The organism is Tunicatimonas pelagia, from assembly GCF_030506325.1.
Lineage (GTDB): Bacteria > Bacteroidota > Bacteroidia > Cytophagales > Cyclobacteriaceae > Tunicatimonas > Tunicatimonas pelagia.
In genome coordinates, this window is the sequence record NZ_CP120683.1 from 2696208 (window position 1) to 2713576 (window position 17369).

The window sequence follows — 17369 nt, forward strand, 5'->3', positions numbered from 1 at the left end:
ACACCTGAGTACACGAATACATGAACGCTTCAAACTAGAAGAAATCCTGCCACACTCGGCGACGCTGAAGCTTCAGATCGCTCAGCATAGAGGACTTTACGTTAATCTGCACGTAGTAGGAGGTAAACCGCCCAAAGGGAACCCAATCAAATCGAAAATCGAAGCAGTCTAAGTCGCGGAAAATAGTGACGTTGGTTTGGGTAATTTCTTCCCGCTCAAAATCGTAGCCCGACTGAAAGCGTACTTTCCACTTAGGCGTAAGGTTAGCATCGCCCGAAAACTGTAGCGATTGGGTAAATGGACTAGCGGTAGGCTCAGGAGCAAATTCATTCTCTCGCGGGGCTGGCTGAATAATCTCTCTAGTTAAGTTTTTCCGATAATTAAAGGCATAGCGCAGTTGCAAACTCCAAGCTACATCGAAATCAGCGTAATCATTGAAGGCGGGGCCTACCAGTTCTAGCTGGTTTAGTTCATCTACCGTGGGGTCTATATCATCTTCAGGATCGCCTCCCTCTTCTTTATTCTCCTTAGCTTTGGGTTGCAGCCGAGTACTTATATTAAAATTGGCGCGAGAAAGCGTACCAATACTAAAGTTCCGCTCATTGACCCCTCCCAACCCATCAGGGGTAGGCCTTGTCTGCCAGGCGTACTGATCGAACTTAACCAATCGGGCAAATATTTCACCATTCTGGGCAGTATCCCTCGGGTTGGTCGGATCAGGAATATAAATATACGGGTCTACGGTAGCCCCTCCATTGATAGATACTTTTCCGTCTAGTAGTCGAGTGCGCGCTGAGATGTTAAATGGAGCTAGATTAAATGAATCAGCTGCAAGATTGTAGCTGGTGCTCAGTTGCAGACTTTCAAAGATTGGTATTTTCTTAGTGGCGTTTTCGGCATCGGTAGTATCCTTCTTATCCCGCACCTTCATTTCAATATTGTTACCCAATGAAAATCCAATAGAACCGGCTTGTCCAGCGTTGGGGGCGCGATATACCCGTTCATCAAATAGTGGGACTGTTACTAGATTTCGATCGCGCCCTTCCTGAAAGAACGGATCATTTGCCTCGTTTAGTTCAGGCCCGATTCGCACTTCTTGGTAGTAACGACCTTCATAATTGGGAGTGTAACCTACACTGATAGAGGGAATAATCGTATGGCGAATTGCCTGAATATTACCACCGCTTTTAAAGGGAACTGTACCGTATATCCGCGTGCTAAAACTCATACTAGTATTCCAGGAACTTACCCGATGAAACCCTCGGAGCGTATCAATTCTAATGTTATTAAAGTCGCTATCATCGTAAGCAAACTTATTCAGATACCAAATTTCTTCATAATTAAATGAGGGCGATACGGTAATATGCTTGAGTAAATTGAATGAAGTAGAAATAGGAATGGTGTGGCGCATCCCGGTTTCGGTACGCTTCAGAATCTCGGGCAGGTTATTACCGTTGATCGCCAAGATACTATCGGCCAATATCGGATCATACCCGGCAATCTGATCGAAAGGAATATTACGGGGTGGCTGCACTCGTCCGTTGGTAAACTCATTGCGCCCCTGCATTCGGTAGCCTACGTTAACTTTAGCCAACCATCCGGTACGCCGTTTGGCAATGTTCTGAAACGGATAAATTCGGTTCATATTCACCGAAATATCGGGCAGTATTACGTTAAATGTTCCAGTAAGCAGGTTTTGATTGTGGCGCGCACTCAAGGCCATATTAAACGGAGTATTGCGAAATGCGGTAGAATATTGCACACTAGAGTTAAGGGTAGTATTTAAGTTCTGCTGTACATTGAGCGAAGGGTTGTTTTGGTTATACGTGCTGGTAGCGGCGTTAACCGACGCTGAAAATCGGCTTACCCCCCGGGGCTGAGGGGCGTGCCGAAAGTTAATCCGAAAGTCGCGAGCTACCTCCGAATCTTCGCTATCGGGGTCTATTCGCTGCTGGTTAAAGCGGAAGTCTAACCCACCATTGTAGGCGTAGCGCTTGCGGTACTGGGAGTTTACGGTAAACCCGTAGCTTCCTTTAGAGTAGATCTCGCCCAGTAACGTCAGGTTCACATATTCGTTAATATCGAAGTAGTAGCCTCCGTTTCTTAGGAAGAACCCCCTCCGTTGCTCTTCCCCGTACTGCGGAACAATAATGCCTGAGTTCTGCTCCCGGGGCATGGGGAAAATGCCGAACGGCAACCCTAGTGGAGTAGGAATATCGGTAATCACCACGTTAAAGGGCCCGGAAACTACTAGGTTACCTGGCACTACCTTCAACCGCTTAGACTGGATGTAGAAATCAGGAATTTCGCCCGGTTCACAGTCGCAGGTAGTGTACCAGCCCTGATTAATGAATACTTCATCGCGCTCGTTCTTCTTCACTGTTTCGCCGTACACATAACCGGCTCCTTGCCCTTCTGGCTGGGTGAGCACCCCCGAAATGTAGGCTCGGCGGGTATCAAAGTTATAGCGAATTTCTTCGGTCTGGTATTCCTCGCCTCCGTCCTTAAAAATAGGTTTACCGGTCACTTGTCCGGTAGAATCTTCCTGCCCCCGGGCAGTAACCGTATTGTTTACCCAATCTAGTTCTACGTAGTCGGCTTGCAGTGAGGTTTCGCCGTAATTGATGGTAGCATTACCGTAGAGCTGAATAACCTGATTGACTACATCAAAATTAATAGAATCTTCAGCATCATACGTAATGGTGGTCTCTATATCACCTTCTTGCTGTACAGCTGTACTATCGGTCAGCACTGAGTCGGCAGCTAAGGTAGTTGTATCAACGGGGGGTAATAAATTAGGCGGAATTGTATCGTTCGGACCTAAAATCCCCAATGTATCGGCATTAGGGAGCGGGTCTTCGGGTGTTTGCGCGCGTAAATTTGTAGCTACGGCAAATACTAGCCAAATAATACATGCGTATTGTAAATAATGCAATGTATTTTTAAGTTTTAGAGAAAATGTGGCAAGTTTGCACAAAAGTAGGCTTTGTTACCTAAACAACCGAAGCATGGTGAGAAATATTATATACATCGCCTGTTTTTCGCTTCTGCTACTGATGGCCTCCTTTAGTACCGTAGGAGTAAAACAATATCAGGTGAAGAAAGTGGTGATTGATGCGGGACACGGTGGAAAGGACCAAGGAACCCACGGAGTGTTTTCTGAAGAAAAAGATATTGCCCTGAGCGTAGCTAAAAAGCTAGGAAAAATACTTGCTAAGCACTTACCCGAGGTAGAGGTAGTGTATACTCGAGACAGTGATAACTTTATTTCGCTAGAGGGACGGGCAGATATTGCTAACGAAAATGGAGCTGATTTATTTATCTCTATTCACGCCAATGCCATGCCGGCTGGTAATGAATCGGTGTACGGCACCGAAACCTACGTAATGGGTACCCATAAGGTGGAAGACAACTTGAATGTAGCCCGACGAGAAAACTCGGTAATTTTGATGGAGGAAGACTTTGAAGAACGTTACGCAGGTTATGATCCTAACGCCCCCGAATCACATATTCTGTTTGCGCTTTACCAAAATGCGTATTTAGGTAATAGCCTAGTATTGGCCGATAAGATCGAGTCGCAATTTAAGCACCGGGTGGGCCGCCGTAGTCGAGGGGTGAAGCAAGCGGGTTTTTTGGTACTGTGGCGCACGTCTATGCCCAGTGTGTTGGTAGAGTTGGGGTATTTAACCAACCCGAAAGAAGAAAAGTACTTAAACGACGAACTCGGGCAAACCTACCTTGCTTCGGGTATCTTCCGGGCTATTCGTGACTATAAAAATGAAATAGAAACAAATTAACCGGATAATTAATCAATCTGCTAAACCTAATGAAGTGGTATTCAGTATGTAAGTAGGGAAGCTATCACAATACTTTTGTAAAGAATTTTGACGTAAACTATTTTTTATTCGTGAAATTATCCAAAGAAATTAAAGTCTCTCTGTTGGCCATCGTAGCGGCGGTCATCCTTTTTCTCGGAGTGCGATTCTTAAAAGGAACCGAAGTATTCTCTCGCTTCAACACCTACTACGTAGTTTACGATAATATTGAAGGGCTCACCACCTCTAACCCGGTAATGATTAACGGCTACAAAGTGGGGCAGGTAATGAAAATAGAGCTCGAGCAAAACCGGGGAAACAGCTTGCTGGTAACAATGAACATCGACGAGAAAATACTGCTGGGCGAAGGAGCCACTACATCGTTGGTCTCCAGCGATTTACTGGGAAGCAAAGCACTGTATCTGAAAGTGGGCGACATTAGCCAACCCATCGACGACGGCGATACTTTACGCTCCAATGTAGAATTGGGAATTGTAGAGCGAGTGCAGGCGCAAGCTCTCCCAATTACTGAAAAACTAGATTCTACTCTGGCTCGCGTTAATCAGATTCTGGGAGCTAACGATCAGTCGGATATGTCCAATATTATTGGCACGCTGGTAGGAGATACCACATCAGTCTCAGCCGCTGTGAATAACCTGGAAGGTACTACCCGAAGTATAAACGACATTCTTCAGCAAAATGAGCGTGGTTTAAACGCTACCATCGCCAATTTAGAATTACTTACCCGACAGCTAAGCGATCCAGAAAACGGAGTTGGCCCACTGTTAGCTAAACTCAATCAAAAAGTAGATAGCCTTCAGATACAATCTACGATAGAGGAATTTGAAGCGATTGCTCAAACCCTCAATCAGATTACTACCAAAATGAACGAAGGCGAAGGCTCAATGGGTAAATTGCTCAACGATGATTCGCTCTACACGAATTTGAATAGTACTGCCCGAGATTTAGACTTATTGCTCGTCGATTTTAGGGAAAACCCAAAACGCTACGTACACTTTTCGGTATTTGGGGGCGGCAAAGATAAGGACAAGAAGAAGGATGGCAATGAATAACTGCGCCAATCATCCCTTTCTCTAATATTTCTGATTTCTAGCTTAGAGAATAATTGGCAGTTTGCGTATCTTTAGAGAATTTCCCTGAAGAAAAAGATGCCTATGAAAGACCGGGAACTTAAAGCACTAGTAGCCCTGCTAGACGACGAAGATTACGAGGTGCTTACCCATGTAGAAGAACGTATTATCTCTTACGGTAACCCCATTATTCCTTTTCTTGAGCAAGAGTGGGAAAAAAACTTTAATCCTAATGTACAACGGCGACTAGAAGATCTTATTCATACGCTTCAGTTTGAGTCGCTGAAAGCTCGCTTAGGTAAGTGGTACAGTAGTGCCGAGCAAGATCTGACGGAAGGCATGTGGATTATTGCCACGTATCAGTACCCTGACCTATCGCTGGAAAGTATTCAAGAGAGCCTTCAGCACATTTATTACGATAGCTGGCTGGAGTTCAAAACTGATGCACATCCCTACGATCAGGTACGTATCTTGAATAGTGTTCTCTTTAACAAATTAAAATTTCGCGCGAATAATAAACATTTCCACTCTCCGGCCAACTCTATGATTAACCGGGTATTGGAAACCAAGAAGGGTAATCCTATCTCGCTCTGCGTAGTCTACATGCTCGTGGCTCAGCGTCTTAAAATGCCGATATACGGGGTAAATCTGCCTAGCCTATTTATTCTAACCTATAAGCAAGACGATCTGCAATTTTACATTAATGCTTTTAGCCGAGGGCTCGTTTTTAAGGAGCAAGACATTGATAATTATATTAAACAACTGAAGCTATCGCCCGAAGATATGTTTTACCAGCCTTGCCAGAATATCGATATCATTCGGCGAATGTTGCGTAATCTAACTGTTTCGTTTGAGAAATTAGACGAGTTTGAAAAGGCCGACGAAGTAAAGCAGCTCCTGGAGATTGTATCGGATGGCGATATTCTCGTCTTATAATTTCATTGTTTGCTGGTTCACTGCTTTTGCCCACTCACAAAAGCGTTCATACTGCTCCTGATATACTGAGCGAAGTGCTGAATTTGGAGTAAACTCTTGTTCTTTCTCGGTATTTCTCCCCACTTCTTCTAAAGAATTTACTAATTCTAATGCGTAGCTTCCTAGCATAATCGCTCCTTCGGCTACTCCGTGGTGGCTTTCGGCCACGTACACTGGTTTGTCAAACACATCGGCAATGAGTTGTACCATAAAATCCGAACGGGTTACGCCCCCGTCCGCCCAAATAGCATCGAAGCTTCCGGCAGCATCTTCCAACCCCTGACCAATACTGTACATATTGTACACTACGCCCTCTAGGGCGGCTCGGGCAAAATAATCTACCGTATGATCGGAGTCTACTCCAAAGTATCCGCCCTGGATACGCTCATTCCAGAAGGGTGCTCGCTCTCCGTGAAAATACGGTAGACAAACTAATGTATCGGCTCCGGGTTCAACTTGAGCTGCTTTCGTCAGTACTTCCTCATAAGAACATTTGCCGTGATATAAATTCTGGTGAAGCCAATTGAGAATAATCCCCCCGTTGTTGGTGGGCCCACCCAATACATGATAATCTTCGGTAAGCAGATAATTAAATATCCGCATCTGCTCATCAGGCAAAGCCTTCTGCGAAATTAGCCGAATAGCTCCGCTCGTACCCAACGATAGTGTGGCTTCCTTAGGATTCAGCCCGCTGGCGTACAGATTTGCCAAACAACCATCGCTCGCCCCAACTACTACTGGCGTATCTTTGGGCAAATCAGTTTCTTCAACGATTTTACTGTCAAACCCTTGCAATATGTAGGTGGTGGGCACCGGTTGAGATAACTGCTGAGCGTCAATACTTGCAAAAGCTAAAGCATCTTTATTCCAACCCAGTGTTTCCTGATTGAATAGTCCGGTAGCAGTCGCCATAGAATAATCCACCACGTATTCGCCAAACCACTGATAAAGTAGCCACTCTTTAAATGACAGAAATTTGTAGGCTTGCCTGAAAATCTCCGGTTGATGGTCACGTAGCCAGGCAATTTTGCAAAGGGGCAACATAGCGTGAATTGGCGCACCGCCTTTTTGGTAAATAGCATTACCTAAATCAGTACCGCGAAGCTCTTCTGCGTACTTTTGGCTGCGAGTATCTGCCCAAGTGAGCATGGGAGTAATTGGGTTCCCATCTTCATCTACAGCTAGTAAACTGTGCATCGCTGTGCTAAAGCTTACTCCGGTTATTGGTTGGTTCAGTTGGCTAATAACTGCTTTTACCGTCTGGTGTACTGCTTCCAGTATTTCTTGCGGATTCTGTTCTCGGTAGCCATCCTGAGGCTGATGTAAGGAATAAGAAGCATCTTCGGCGCAAATATTTTTTCCTTCGATATCAGCGGCCAGCACCTTTACGCTAGTAGTGCCTACATCAATACCGAGCATAATAGGTACCAGGCTCATAGATTAAAAAATTAGGTTTTATTTTCAGGCGTGAAGAACGCCTTCCATTTCTAGCGAAGCTATATACTGAAAATTTTCATCAGTCACGCTCTCGGGCATAAAGATAAACTTCTTATCGTACACTTTCTTCTCAATGTAGTAGCTAACCCAAAACTGATTGACAAAAGCGAATAGTTCAGGATTAATTAACTCAACCTTAGCCACACTGTTCGGGGCCACACTATCTAAATAATGCCGCAGTACTGATGTTTTCTGTTCCTTCTTCTTGCTGTAACCCGAGGAATTGATCAGTACATTCTCCAGCGTAAAATCATTCTCATTGATCAGGTACACATGGAATTCGTACTCACCTGACACTTCATTTTTCTGACGGCTAATCGCCATCCGTACTCCTTCTACCTTCGGAAAATCAATATCTTTTTTCATAAAACCAGCTTTGCTTGTTCATTCTTAGTATCGTTCAACCATCATTCGTGAGCTGTACGTTTCAAACTCTCAAAAGAATATTCCATCGTACCAATCCCCTAAAATACCTTAGCCTCCTTTTGGATGGTAGTGTTTGTTGTGTAGTGGCGTCTTTCACCTATTTTGAATGAACTCCACCTCCATCTTTTAACTTCAGCCACCTGTAAGCTTAATTTCTCTAGATTTATGTCTGCTTTCAATATATAATAATCATCAAATCCTCTGTTAAAGTTTACAGTAAAAACTGGTCTTATAGTACTCAGATCTGCCTTGTAACCAATTTCTTCAAACAACTCTCTTTCTGCCGCTTGATTACTGGTTTCGCCAGCATGGGCACTCCCACCCACAGTCAAATCCCACATATTTTCCCATCCTTCTTTAAAAGGTTGTCTTTGTTGTATCAGTAATTGATTATTTGAATTGATGATGCAGACGTGGATGACTAAGTGAAACTCATTTGGATTGAATATTTTTCCTCGCTTGACTACTTTACCAGTTCTAATCCTATGTTGATCATATAAATCCCATTCTTCCATTAGCTAATTTTTTCTAAGGGTCTTAACATGATGTCGGAATAGGATCCATCTCAAACAAACTCGCCAAATGCTTCAACAATCGGGCACTTACTTCTTCCATATTATGGGGCTTGCCTAACTCCTGAGCTAGTGAGGTGACGGCCTTACCTTCTATTCCGCAGGGGATGATATAATCAAAGTATTGTAAGTCGGTATTTATATTGAGGGCAAAACCGTGCATGGTTACCCAACGGCTGGCTTTTACTCCCATCGCACAGATTTTACGGGGATTCTTCTGCTCCTCGTAATCGATCCATACTCCGGTAAGTCCAGCAATGCGCCCACCGTCTATGCCATAATCCGCCAAGGTGAGAATAATCGCCTCTTCTAGCATTCGGAGGTAACGATGAATATCGGTGAAGAAGTTATCTAAATCTAAAACCGGGTAGCCCACTAGTTGCCCTGGTCCGTGAAAAGTAATATCACCGCCCCGATTAATCGGGTAGTACTGAACTCCTTTTTTAGCCAGCTCTTCGGACGATAATAATAAGTTACTTTCTTTTCCGCTTTTACCTAGCGTATACACGGGCGGATGCTCGCAAAACAGCAAGTAGTTTTCAGTAGCCTTTGCTTGATCCGGTTGCTTACGATTCACAATTTTAGTCTGGATGATTTCCGCAAAAACCTCTTCCTGATAATCCCAGGCCTGGGCATAATCCACTAAGCCTAAATACTGAACATTTACTTGTTTGTTCTTTTCTAGCATCAGGAATAATTCGATGCAAATTTGCCTTCTCAGAGTCTTCTACAAATGACTATGGGGAGGTAGCAGGAGACAGCAAAATTTGCAATTTGTAATCTTCAATTATCATTCCGGTACATAGGATTCTAACAGCGTAAAGCCCTCCGACGTTACCAATTCTACGTGTTGAATGCTGGCGGGCAGTAGACAGGCCTCTCCTTTTTTAATTAGATAGCTCTTCCCATCACTGTAAATATCCGCTTCACCATCCACACAGACGTAGATTGTAAACGAATCCCGACCAGAATAATCTCGCGAAGTATTCTCGGTAAACTGCAAGCGGGAGGTGACGAAGTAAGGAGCTTGGACTATTTCTGTCACTTCATTTTCTTTAGCTTCGTAGCGGGTTTTGTATTCGTCGTATTCCTGGTAGTCAATCGCATCTAGGGCTTGCTCAATGTGCAGTTCGCGGGTATTACCCTTATCATCTCGCCGATCAAAGTCGTAGATACGATAGGTAACATCGGATGTTTGCTGAATCTCGGCTAGCAGGATTCCTTTGCCAATACTATGAACGCGTCCCGCCGGAAGGAAGAACACGTCACCCGCCTGAACATCCTCTTCGTTCAGAATACTCATTAGTTTCCCGTCTTCAAAAGCATCTAAGTATTTCTCTCGGCTCATAGGCTGATTGAAACCTACGGTGAGTTGAGCTTCTTCATCGGCTTGCATAATGTACCACATTTCAGTTTTTCCGAACGAATTATGCCGCTGCTGCGCTAGTTCATCGTCGGGATGCACCTGAATAGACAGATCGTCGTTGGCATCGATAAACTTGATAAGCAGCGGAAACTCATCACCGTATTTCTGATAAACCTGCTCACCCACTAGTTTTCCTTGGTAGGTCTTCAAAATCTCTTGCAGATTTTTGCCCGCTAAGGCTCCCTCCGCCACTTCGGACACATTACCAGTAACGCCGGAGATTTCCCAGGTTTCGCCACAGTTGGGTAGCGGGGTGAAATCTTTTCCCAGTACGGTTTTAATTTTCTCACCACCCCAGATTTTATCTTTATATATGGTGCGGAATTTCAGTGGATACAGTTCGGTCATACTTTTTTGTGGTTATAGTTCGGGGAAAATATCAGCAAAAGAGATGTTAAGTTCACGTAACTACTCTAATTTGTACTTATTCATAGTATACAATAACGTCTTCGGGTGGTTTTCGTTGGATATCGGGCACTTCGGCATCTTCCGTCGGGTAACCAACTGGGATGAGTAGAAATGGACGTTCGTTGGTGGGGCGGTTCAGTACTTTAGTGAGAAAACTCATGGGGCTAGGTGTGTGGGTCAGGGCGACTAAACCGGCGTGATGAATCGCCGTGAGCAAAAATCCGGTAGCAATGCCGACGGATTCGGTAACGTAGTAGTTATTTTTCTTCTCGCCTTCATACTCTTCGTAGGCTCGCTTACAAACCACAATCAGCCAGGGAGCAATTTCCAGAAAGGGTTTATGTTCATCAGTGCCAAAGGCTTTCAAATCGTCTAGCCAGGTATCAGACATCCGACCGTGGTAGTTGGTGTATTCTTCCTTCTCAGCCGCCTGGCGAATTTTAGCCTTTACTTCCGGGCTGGAAATAGCGCAAAATGTCCAGGGTTGTTTGTGCGCTCCTGAGGGAGCCGATGAGGCGGTCATAATAATATTCTGAATCACTTCCTTCGGTACAGGCTTATCCGAAAACATTCGCAGCGAACGGCGACGGTTCATAAACTGGTAGAATTCTTCTGCTCGTTGGAGTAATGCTTTTCCTTCGTAGGTAGGGTTTCGGTAGGGAATGAATGGTTTGTCTTCTGAGGTAGCCATATTGCTGACGGTTCTACATTACAAAGGTAACGGATTACTGCCGAAAGTGCAGTTTCATACCTTCGTGAGTTGCCACGAACTCAAGCTTTTCGTAGAACTTAATAGCGTCCGGACGCTTTTTATCCGTAGTTAGCTGCAATAGATGGGCACCTCGCTCTTTAGACCGATTAATCGCCCAGCGGAATAGCTATCGGGCAAAGGATCAGTAAAATCTTCGCGCTGACGGCCTAATTTATCATCAGCCAGCATGCTTACAATTTTTATTACGTCAGATCGAGTGGCTTCTCGGAACAACATAGTTGTACTAATTAACAAGTGAAAATGGATAGTTGATAAGTGGGTAGTAACAATTTAGCCATTTAACAATCAGCAATATACCAAAGATAAAAACTTCTAGATTCTACCAACACTACTATCTTTTGTGCTAGTTTCGCGGCTATGGCGGCTTATCAGTTACCGTGTAAACTATTCGTAACTCTCTTCTTCGGATGGCTACTGTTTAGCTGTCAATCTCCTACTGAGGTCTTAGAGCCAGCTAATATTGATACTCTCTCAGTTGGTTACACTTTATCACAGCAGTACTGCGGAAACTGTCATCAGTATCCCGAACCCGGTTTACTACCTAAACCTATCTGGCAAAAGTATGTATTGCCCCGCATGGGCTACCGTTCAGGAATTTATGAGCACGATAGTGTACGCCAATCTTTACTGGAAGCAGGCTTAGGTGGGGCAAGAGTAGATCAGGCTAGGATTTATCCTACTCAGCCTATTATTAATCAAGATCAGTGGCAGGCTATTCAGGATTATTATCTGGATCAAGCCCCTGATTCTTTATCAGTTGCTAAGCCGGAAATTTCGGTGGGTCTACCTGATTTTCGAGTGCAGATTCCCTCGTACCGCTTGTCACCGCCGAGCACCACAATGGTTAAAATTCATCGGCAGCAGTTGTTGGTAGGCGATGCCAACTCTAAAAGTCTGTACCAGTTTGATGATAATCTTAATTTGCAACGAGTGGCTCGAACCGGAGAGGGTGCGGTATACACCGAAGTGTCACCCGAGCAGTTTTTAATAACCGTCATGGGTTCATTCTCTCCTACCGATAATCCGCAGGGAAAAGTCATAACCCTGCCAAGGACAGGTGAAGGCGCGCCCTTTGTGCTGCTAGACAGTTTGCAACGCCCGGTACAAACCACGGTAGCTGATTTGGATCAAAACGGTTTGCCCGACTTGCTGACTTGTGAATTTGGGAAGTGGCTGGGTGGATTGTTTTACTACCAGCAGCAGCTCGATGGTAGTTTTCAAAAAGTTACCCTACGGCAACAGCCGGGAGCCATTGCAGCCTACGTGCAGGATATTAATCAGGATGGTAAGCCTGATGTGTTAGCCTTATTTGGGCAGGGCGACGAAGGTATCTTTGCCTACATCAATCAGGGTGAAGGGAAGTTTCGGGAAGAAACTATTTTGCAATTTCCGCCATCCTACGGTTCTAGCTCAATGCTGCTCATGGACATTGATAAAGATGGCGATAAGGATATTGTATACACAGCGGGCGACAACGCCGATTACCCTCCGATACTAAAACCCTACCACGGCATCTACTTCTTTAGTAATGATGGAAACTACCAGTTTAAGCAGTCCTGGTTTTATCCGCTTCCGGGAGCGTACCGGGCACTTCCGGCGGATTACGACCAGGATGGCGATTTAGATATAGCGGCAATCTCCTTTTTCCCCAACTATCAGTTAGCTCCAGAATCAGGATTTGTCTACTTACAAAATGAAGGTGAGATGAACTTTTCGGCTCACACTTTTACCGAAAGTACCTACGGACGTTGGCTAGTAGCCGACACTGGCGACCTGGACGGTGACGGAGACCTAGATATTGCACTTGGTTCTCTAGCGTTTGAGGTGGTGCCACCCAATGGCTTGCTAGCAAAGTGGGTTGAGCAAGGTATTCCGTTTGTGGTGCTGGAGAATCAGATTAAGGTCAAATAATGTAGGGCTTGTTACTCTTTCTTCTCCTACTAGAGCACGATTGCATCGCACGGGAGTACGTAGCTAAAAGAAGCCTGTTTGTGTAAAAAGATACAACCCTTTTTTCTTTAACACGTATTCTTATTTAGACATTTATCTAATTATCTAATGAAAAAATTATTTAAGGCTTTGGATGACCCCATCCGCCGGGAAATTCTAGAGATGTTAAAGGAGAAAGACTTAACTGCTGGAGAAATTGCCGAAGCGTTTCATATCAGCAAGCCTAGTATCTCGTATCATTTAGATTTACTCAAGCAGGCTGATCTGGTATTTCCTGATAAAAGAGGACAATACGTCCATTACTCTCTCAATACATCGGTACTAGATGAAGTCATAAGCTGGCTGATGGAGTTACACCAAAGCCCCAAACCAACCTCTAAAAAACAATCATCATGAAAACCCTAAATTTCCTCAAAAAAGACGGTCTAGCCCTATTATTCTTGTCGCTTCCTACTGCTCTTACCTTATTCTTCTGGAACCAATTGCCCGAACAGTTAACCACTCACTGGAATTTGGCAGGCAATGCCGATGACTATCAACCAAAATCTGTCTTTCTCCTCACTACACTAGGAACAAGCCTAATTACCTATTTGATTCTATTGGTAGTTCCCGTTATTGACCCTAAACCTAACGCCCAGCGAATCCGCAAGCCTCTCCGGTTTATCCGCCTGACAGTAATGGCTGTTTTGGCCATAATGATGAGCAGTATCGTACTGAAGGAGGTAGGATATACAATTGACATGATTTTCATCGGAAAAGTAGTTTCAATATTTTTATTCTTGGTGGTTGGCAACCTAATGGCTAAGTTTCCTCCCAACTATTTCGCCGGTATTCGCACTCCCTGGACGTTGGAGTATCCTGAAATATGGTGGCAGGTCCATCGATTTGGGGCAAAACTATGGGTAGCGGGTTCACTAATTTTACTGTTGTTCGTATTTCGCCTAGAAAATTTTGCGTACCTAATTCTGTTTTCAGCAATCACTTTGGTGCTTACGCTGGTTCCAGTAATTCACTCCTATGTGCTATACCGAAAAATGTACCAACCCAAATCTGCCGACAGCGACTAGAGCCTTTTTCTTGTAAACCTGTTGTCATTCTTCCCCACTATTGGGGAAACAAGTTAGATGTATCGTGATGTTGCTCACTAATATCCGATGAAATCGCCATTTTTCTCGAAGGCATTTTTTTTGGACACGCTAGTTCTGATAAACATTAACATTATGAGAATACAGCGATATATATCTTACCTATTGATTGTAGCTACTAGCTTTTGGCTATCCGGTTGCGCCACTAATCCGGTAACTGGCAAGAAAGAATTGATGCTCATGTCTAGCAACCAGGAGCGAGCAATGGGTGAACAGAATGATCCGCAGATCACCCAATTTTTTGGAGTCTACGACGATAAAGAGTTACAGCAATTTATTAATCAGAAAGGTCAGCAAATGGCGAAAGTTTCGCACCGCCCTGACCTAGCCTACGAGTTTAAGATTGTAGATTCTCCGGTAGTAAATGCTTTTGCCGTGCCCGGTGGTTTCATCTACTTTACCCGAGGCATTATGGCGCACTTTAACAACGAAGCCGAGTTTGCCGGAGTTCTTGGCCATGAGATTGGTCACGTAACCGCTCGCCACTCAGCTAGCCAGTACAGCAAACAAATGTTGGCGCAGGTTGGCCTGGTGGCCGGAATGGTGATCTCCCCTGAACTAGCCCAGTTTGCCGATGCTGCTCAGCAAGGAATTGGACTACTCTTTCTCAAATTTGGTCGCGATGATGAAAAACAGTCGGATAAACTGGGAGTAGAATATTCCACCAAGATTGGTTACGACGCTGATGAAATGGCAAACTTCTTTAATACGCTAGACCGAATGCGGGGCGATGCCGGACAAAGTGTACCCACATTCATGTCAACCCACCCCGACCCGGCTGATCGTCAGCAGAAAGTACAGCAGTTGGCTCAAAAGTGGAAGAAGAAAACCAAAGCAGATAACCTAGAAGTAGGTCGTAACTCCTATTTACGCATGATTGATGGAATGATTTACGGCGAAGACCCGAATCAAGGCTACTTGGAAGCGGGTGTATTTTACCATCCGGTACTCAAGTTCCAGTTTCCTACCCCACAGGGTTGGACTTTCCAGAATACTCCTCAACAAGTGCAAATGGCGCATAAAGAAGGGCGAGCCATTATGACGCTTAGCCTTAGTCAAGGTAACTCACTAGAAGAAGCTGGGCAGGCATTAGTTCAAAATAATAACTTATCAGTTATTCAATCAGATAGAGGTAATGTCAACGGATTACCCGCACTATCCATCTTAGCCGATGTTCAGCCTCAGCAAACTCAGGGTCAACCTCAGCAGCAACAACAGCAGCAAATTCGCCTGCTAACGTACCTAATTCAGTACGGAGGAAATATCTATAACATTACGGGAATTAGTACTCAGCAGGATTTTAATCAGTTCAGTAACACATTTACTAATACTATGAAGAACTTTGCCGAGCTTACCGATCAGAGTAAGATTAATGTCCAGCCAGAGCGGATTAGTATTCAAGAAGTACCTCGCACAGCTACGCTATCGCAAACGCTCAAAAGCTTCAACATGGCGAATGACCGTTTAGAAGAACTAGCTATACTGAACGGTATGCAACTAAACGAACAAGTTCAACAAGGTATGCTAATTAAAACTGTCACTCGGGATAATGCCGATGCCTTTGCCCAAGACAAATAAATTACAACACTACTAACAACCAAACAAATAAGTACTTCTGATTGAGTTCAGGAGTACTTTCTTATTTTTGGGGCAAACCAATTATAATGTCCCAGAAAATTGTTGGTATTACCCTAGTAGTAGCCGATTACGATGAAGCCATTACCTTTTACACTGAAAAGCTGGGCTTTGTTTTACTAGAAGATACCCCACTAAGTGAAACCAAACGCTGGGTACGGGTTGCCCCACCCGGCGATCAATCATTCCATCTACTACTGGCGAAAGCTGCTAATGAAGAACAAAAGAAGTACGTCGGCCACCAAACCGGTGGGCGCGTATTCCTCTTTCTGCATACTGATGACTTCTGGTACGATTACGAGTTTATGAAATCAAAAGGAGTTGAGTTCGTCAGACCACCTAAAGAAGAACCCTACGGTACAGTTGCTGTATTTGCGGATCTCTACGGTAACTTATGGGACTTGATAGAACCTGCCTCAAAAAAATCATAAGCGGTTAGTAACAAGTGGCGAGACGAACGTATTTTACCGCTCATTAATTGTATTTTTATAATTTAATTTTTACTAAAAATCATACCAATGTAATTATTATAGTTTTATTTTTATATAAAATATAAATAAACTACATTTCTTTATGCCATTGTTATAGCCCGCAAAGCAGCATAAGTACAGACTATTAAAAGCTTATACAAGTCTAAAGGTCTAACCAAAAGCTATAAGTAAAGGCAACATTTCAAATTAATAATATGGAAACACTAATTACATCAGACTCAGACCAAACGCAAAATTATCGTTTTGATTTTTTTGGTAAAGGTTCGGACTACTTTGCAATCATGATCGTCAACTGGCTACTGACTGTTGTCACCCTCGGACTGTATTACCCTTGGGCCAAAGCTAAAAGCCTTCGTTACATATACGGGCAGACTGCCCTTAATGATGAACGGTTTCATTTTGCCGGAACAGGTGCAGAGATGTTTCGTGGGTTTATCAAAGTTGTTTTATTCTACATTGCTATCATAGCTACTTATGTATTGCTTTTGCAGGTGGCCAAACTACCTGTGCTGGCCATACTGTTCTTATACCTAAGTCTCTTCGCTATTGTTCCGTTTGCTATTCACGGCTCGCTTCGCTACAGAATGAGCAGAACTTCGTACCGAGGCGTTCGGTTCGGTTATCGCGGTAACCGTGACGAATTCGTAAAAAGCTTCTATAAGTGGGCACTACTCACGCTAGTAACTTTTGGTATTTACGGATCGTGGCTATTAATGAATATCCGAAGATACACTCATCAAAATATTCGTTACGGGGATGTAGAATTTTCAAATAATGCCGACGGTGGAGACTATTTCATTCTTAACCTGAAAGGATATTTCCTCACGGCGATTACGCTCGGTATATACAGCTTTTGGTGGCAAAAAGATATCTTCAACTATTACATCGACAATATGAGAATGACCAAAGGCGAACAAGAGGTTAGGTGTTATTCAACTGCTACCGGTGGGGGCTTTTTCGAGCTATTGGTGGTGAATCTGCTAATTATTGTCTTCACGCTGGGTTTCGGTAAGGCTTGGGCCGACATACGTACGCAAAAGTTTATTTTTGACAATGTGAAAATGGAAGGCAACATCAACATCGAGGAAATTAACCAGACTGAAGAAGAATATACGAACGCAATGGGCGAAGATGCGGTAGATTTCTTTGAAATAGACTTGACCTAG

Annotated in this window: 17 protein-coding genes; 9 read left to right on the plus strand and 8 right to left on the minus strand. The window is 44.0% G+C overall.

Annotated features, from left to right (window positions below; all coding sequences use genetic code 11):
* Nucleotides 1-34 precede the first annotated feature (34 nt).
* Nucleotides 35-2935, minus strand: a complete 2901-nt coding sequence (locus tag P0M28_RS11390; RefSeq protein WP_302210025.1) for a putative LPS assembly protein LptD — start codon at nt 2933-2935, stop codon at nt 35-37.
* A 73-nt stretch (nt 2936-3008) separates the two neighbouring features.
* Here P0M28_RS11390 and P0M28_RS11395 point away from each other — a divergent pair, with 73 nt between their 5' ends.
* The 3 genes from P0M28_RS11395 to P0M28_RS11405 all read left to right on the plus strand — a co-directional run bounded on the left by P0M28_RS11395 (nt 3009) and on the right by P0M28_RS11405 (nt 5842).
* Nucleotides 3009-3797: an N-acetylmuramoyl-L-alanine amidase family protein gene (locus tag P0M28_RS11395; RefSeq protein ID WP_302210026.1), complete on the plus strand. Its 789-nt coding sequence runs from the start codon at nt 3009-3011 to the stop codon at nt 3795-3797.
* Nucleotides 3798-3907: 110 nt separating this feature from the next.
* Complete coding sequence (locus P0M28_RS11400) at nt 3908-4888, plus strand: MlaD family protein (RefSeq protein WP_302210027.1); 981 nt, start codon at nt 3908-3910, stop codon at nt 4886-4888.
* A gap of 102 nt (nt 4889-4990) precedes the next feature.
* Nucleotides 4991-5842 (plus strand): transglutaminase-like domain-containing protein, encoded by an 852-nt coding sequence (locus P0M28_RS11405; RefSeq protein ID WP_302210028.1) that lies wholly within the window; start codon nt 4991-4993, stop codon nt 5840-5842.
* Here P0M28_RS11405 and P0M28_RS11410 read toward each other — a convergent pair.
* The 7 genes from P0M28_RS11410 to P0M28_RS11440 form a co-directional block, all read right to left on the minus strand.
* Nucleotides 5837-7318 carry a gluconokinase gene (locus P0M28_RS11410; protein ID WP_302210029.1) on the minus strand — a complete coding sequence of 494 codons (1482 nt, stop codon included), beginning with the start codon at nt 7316-7318 and terminating at the stop codon, nt 5837-5839. The two genes, P0M28_RS11405 and P0M28_RS11410, sit on opposite strands and share 6 nt — an antisense overlap.
* A 24-nt stretch (nt 7319-7342) precedes the next feature.
* On the minus strand, nt 7343-7744 hold the full coding sequence (locus tag P0M28_RS11415; RefSeq protein WP_302210030.1) for a hypothetical protein: 402 nt from the start codon (nt 7742-7744) through the stop codon (nt 7343-7345).
* Between the two features lie 98 nt (nt 7745-7842).
* On the minus strand, nt 7843-8319 hold the full coding sequence (locus tag P0M28_RS11420) for an NUDIX hydrolase (protein ID WP_302210031.1): 477 nt from the start codon (nt 8317-8319) through the stop codon (nt 7843-7845).
* Between the two features lie 22 nt (nt 8320-8341).
* A complete protein-coding gene (gene lipB / locus P0M28_RS11425; protein ID WP_302210032.1) occupies nt 8342-9064 on the minus strand; it encodes a lipoyl(octanoyl) transferase LipB in 723 nt (240 codons plus the stop codon).
* Between the two features lie 102 nt (nt 9065-9166).
* Nucleotides 9167-10150, minus strand: a complete 984-nt coding sequence (locus P0M28_RS11430) for a type I phosphomannose isomerase catalytic subunit (RefSeq protein WP_302210033.1) — start codon at nt 10148-10150, stop codon at nt 9167-9169.
* A gap of 76 nt (nt 10151-10226) precedes the next feature.
* A complete protein-coding gene (locus P0M28_RS11435; protein WP_302210034.1) occupies nt 10227-10901 on the minus strand; it encodes a nitroreductase family protein in 675 nt (224 codons plus the stop codon).
* 129 nt (nt 10902-11030) lie between these two features.
* On the minus strand, nt 11031-11198 hold the full coding sequence (locus tag P0M28_RS11440; RefSeq protein ID WP_302210035.1) for a hypothetical protein: 168 nt from the start codon (nt 11196-11198) through the stop codon (nt 11031-11033).
* A gap of 141 nt (nt 11199-11339) precedes the next feature.
* Between P0M28_RS11440 and P0M28_RS11445 the strand changes: the two genes are divergently transcribed.
* The 6 genes from P0M28_RS11445 to P0M28_RS11470 all read left to right on the plus strand — a co-directional run bounded on the left by P0M28_RS11445 (nt 11340) and on the right by P0M28_RS11470 (nt 17369).
* Nucleotides 11340-12893 carry an FG-GAP repeat domain-containing protein gene (locus P0M28_RS11445; protein WP_302210036.1) on the plus strand — a complete coding sequence of 518 codons (1554 nt, stop codon included), beginning with the start codon at nt 11340-11342 and terminating at the stop codon, nt 12891-12893.
* Between the two features lie 147 nt (nt 12894-13040).
* Nucleotides 13041-13328 (plus strand): autorepressor SdpR family transcription factor, encoded by a 288-nt coding sequence (locus P0M28_RS11450; RefSeq protein ID WP_302210037.1) that lies wholly within the window; start codon nt 13041-13043, stop codon nt 13326-13328.
* Nucleotides 13325-13999 (plus strand): SdpI family protein, encoded by a 675-nt coding sequence (locus tag P0M28_RS11455; RefSeq protein ID WP_302210038.1) that lies wholly within the window; start codon nt 13325-13327, stop codon nt 13997-13999. Before P0M28_RS11450 ends, P0M28_RS11455 begins: the two co-directional genes overlap by 4 nt.
* 153 nt (nt 14000-14152) lie before the next feature.
* The gene (locus P0M28_RS11460) at nt 14153-15655 is read left to right on the plus strand and encodes a M48 family metalloprotease (RefSeq protein WP_302210039.1); all 1503 of its coding nucleotides are present in this window, start codon (nt 14153-14155) and stop codon (nt 15653-15655) included.
* An 86-nt stretch (nt 15656-15741) separates the two neighbouring features.
* A complete protein-coding gene (locus tag P0M28_RS11465) occupies nt 15742-16143 on the plus strand; it encodes a VOC family protein (protein ID WP_302210040.1) in 402 nt (133 codons plus the stop codon).
* Between the two features lie 254 nt (nt 16144-16397).
* Nucleotides 16398-17369: a YjgN family protein gene (locus P0M28_RS11470; RefSeq protein ID WP_302210041.1), complete on the plus strand. Its 972-nt coding sequence runs from the start codon at nt 16398-16400 to the stop codon at nt 17367-17369.

Bases quoted from the DNA above. Each gene is read 5' to 3' on its own strand.
- P0M28_RS11395 (WP_302210026.1), top strand. From the start codon at position 3,009: ATGGTGAGAAATATTATATACATCGCCTGTTTTTCGCTTCTGCTACTG.
- P0M28_RS11405 (WP_302210028.1), top strand. From the start codon at position 4,991: ATGAAAGACCGGGAACTTAAAGCACTAGTAGCCCTGCTAGACGACGAA.
- P0M28_RS11410 (WP_302210029.1), bottom strand. From the start codon at position 7,318: ATGAGCCTGGTACCTATTATGCTCGGTATTGATGTAGGCACTACTAGC.
- P0M28_RS11415 (WP_302210030.1), bottom strand. From the start codon at position 7,744: ATGAAAAAAGATATTGATTTTCCGAAGGTAGAAGGAGTACGGATGGCG.
- P0M28_RS11420 (WP_302210031.1), bottom strand. From the start codon at position 8,319: ATGGAAGAATGGGATTTATATGATCAACATAGGATTAGAACTGGTAAA.
- lipB (WP_302210032.1), bottom strand. From the start codon at position 9,064: ATGCTAGAAAAGAACAAACAAGTAAATGTTCAGTATTTAGGCTTAGTG.
- P0M28_RS11430 (WP_302210033.1), bottom strand. From the start codon at position 10,150: ATGACCGAACTGTATCCACTGAAATTCCGCACCATATATAAAGATAAA.
- P0M28_RS11435 (WP_302210034.1), bottom strand. From the start codon at position 10,901: ATGGCTACCTCAGAAGACAAACCATTCATTCCCTACCGAAACCCTACC.
- P0M28_RS11440 (WP_302210035.1), bottom strand. From the start codon at position 11,198: ATGTTGTTCCGAGAAGCCACTCGATCTGACGTAATAAAAATTGTAAGC.
- P0M28_RS11445 (WP_302210036.1), top strand. From the start codon at position 11,340: ATGGCGGCTTATCAGTTACCGTGTAAACTATTCGTAACTCTCTTCTTC.
- P0M28_RS11450 (WP_302210037.1), top strand. From the start codon at position 13,041: ATGAAAAAATTATTTAAGGCTTTGGATGACCCCATCCGCCGGGAAATT.
- P0M28_RS11455 (WP_302210038.1), top strand. From the start codon at position 13,325: ATGAAAACCCTAAATTTCCTCAAAAAAGACGGTCTAGCCCTATTATTC.
- P0M28_RS11460 (WP_302210039.1), top strand. From the start codon at position 14,153: ATGAGAATACAGCGATATATATCTTACCTATTGATTGTAGCTACTAGC.
- P0M28_RS11465 (WP_302210040.1), top strand. From the start codon at position 15,742: ATGTCCCAGAAAATTGTTGGTATTACCCTAGTAGTAGCCGATTACGAT.
- P0M28_RS11470 (WP_302210041.1), top strand. From the start codon at position 16,398: ATGGAAACACTAATTACATCAGACTCAGACCAAACGCAAAATTATCGT.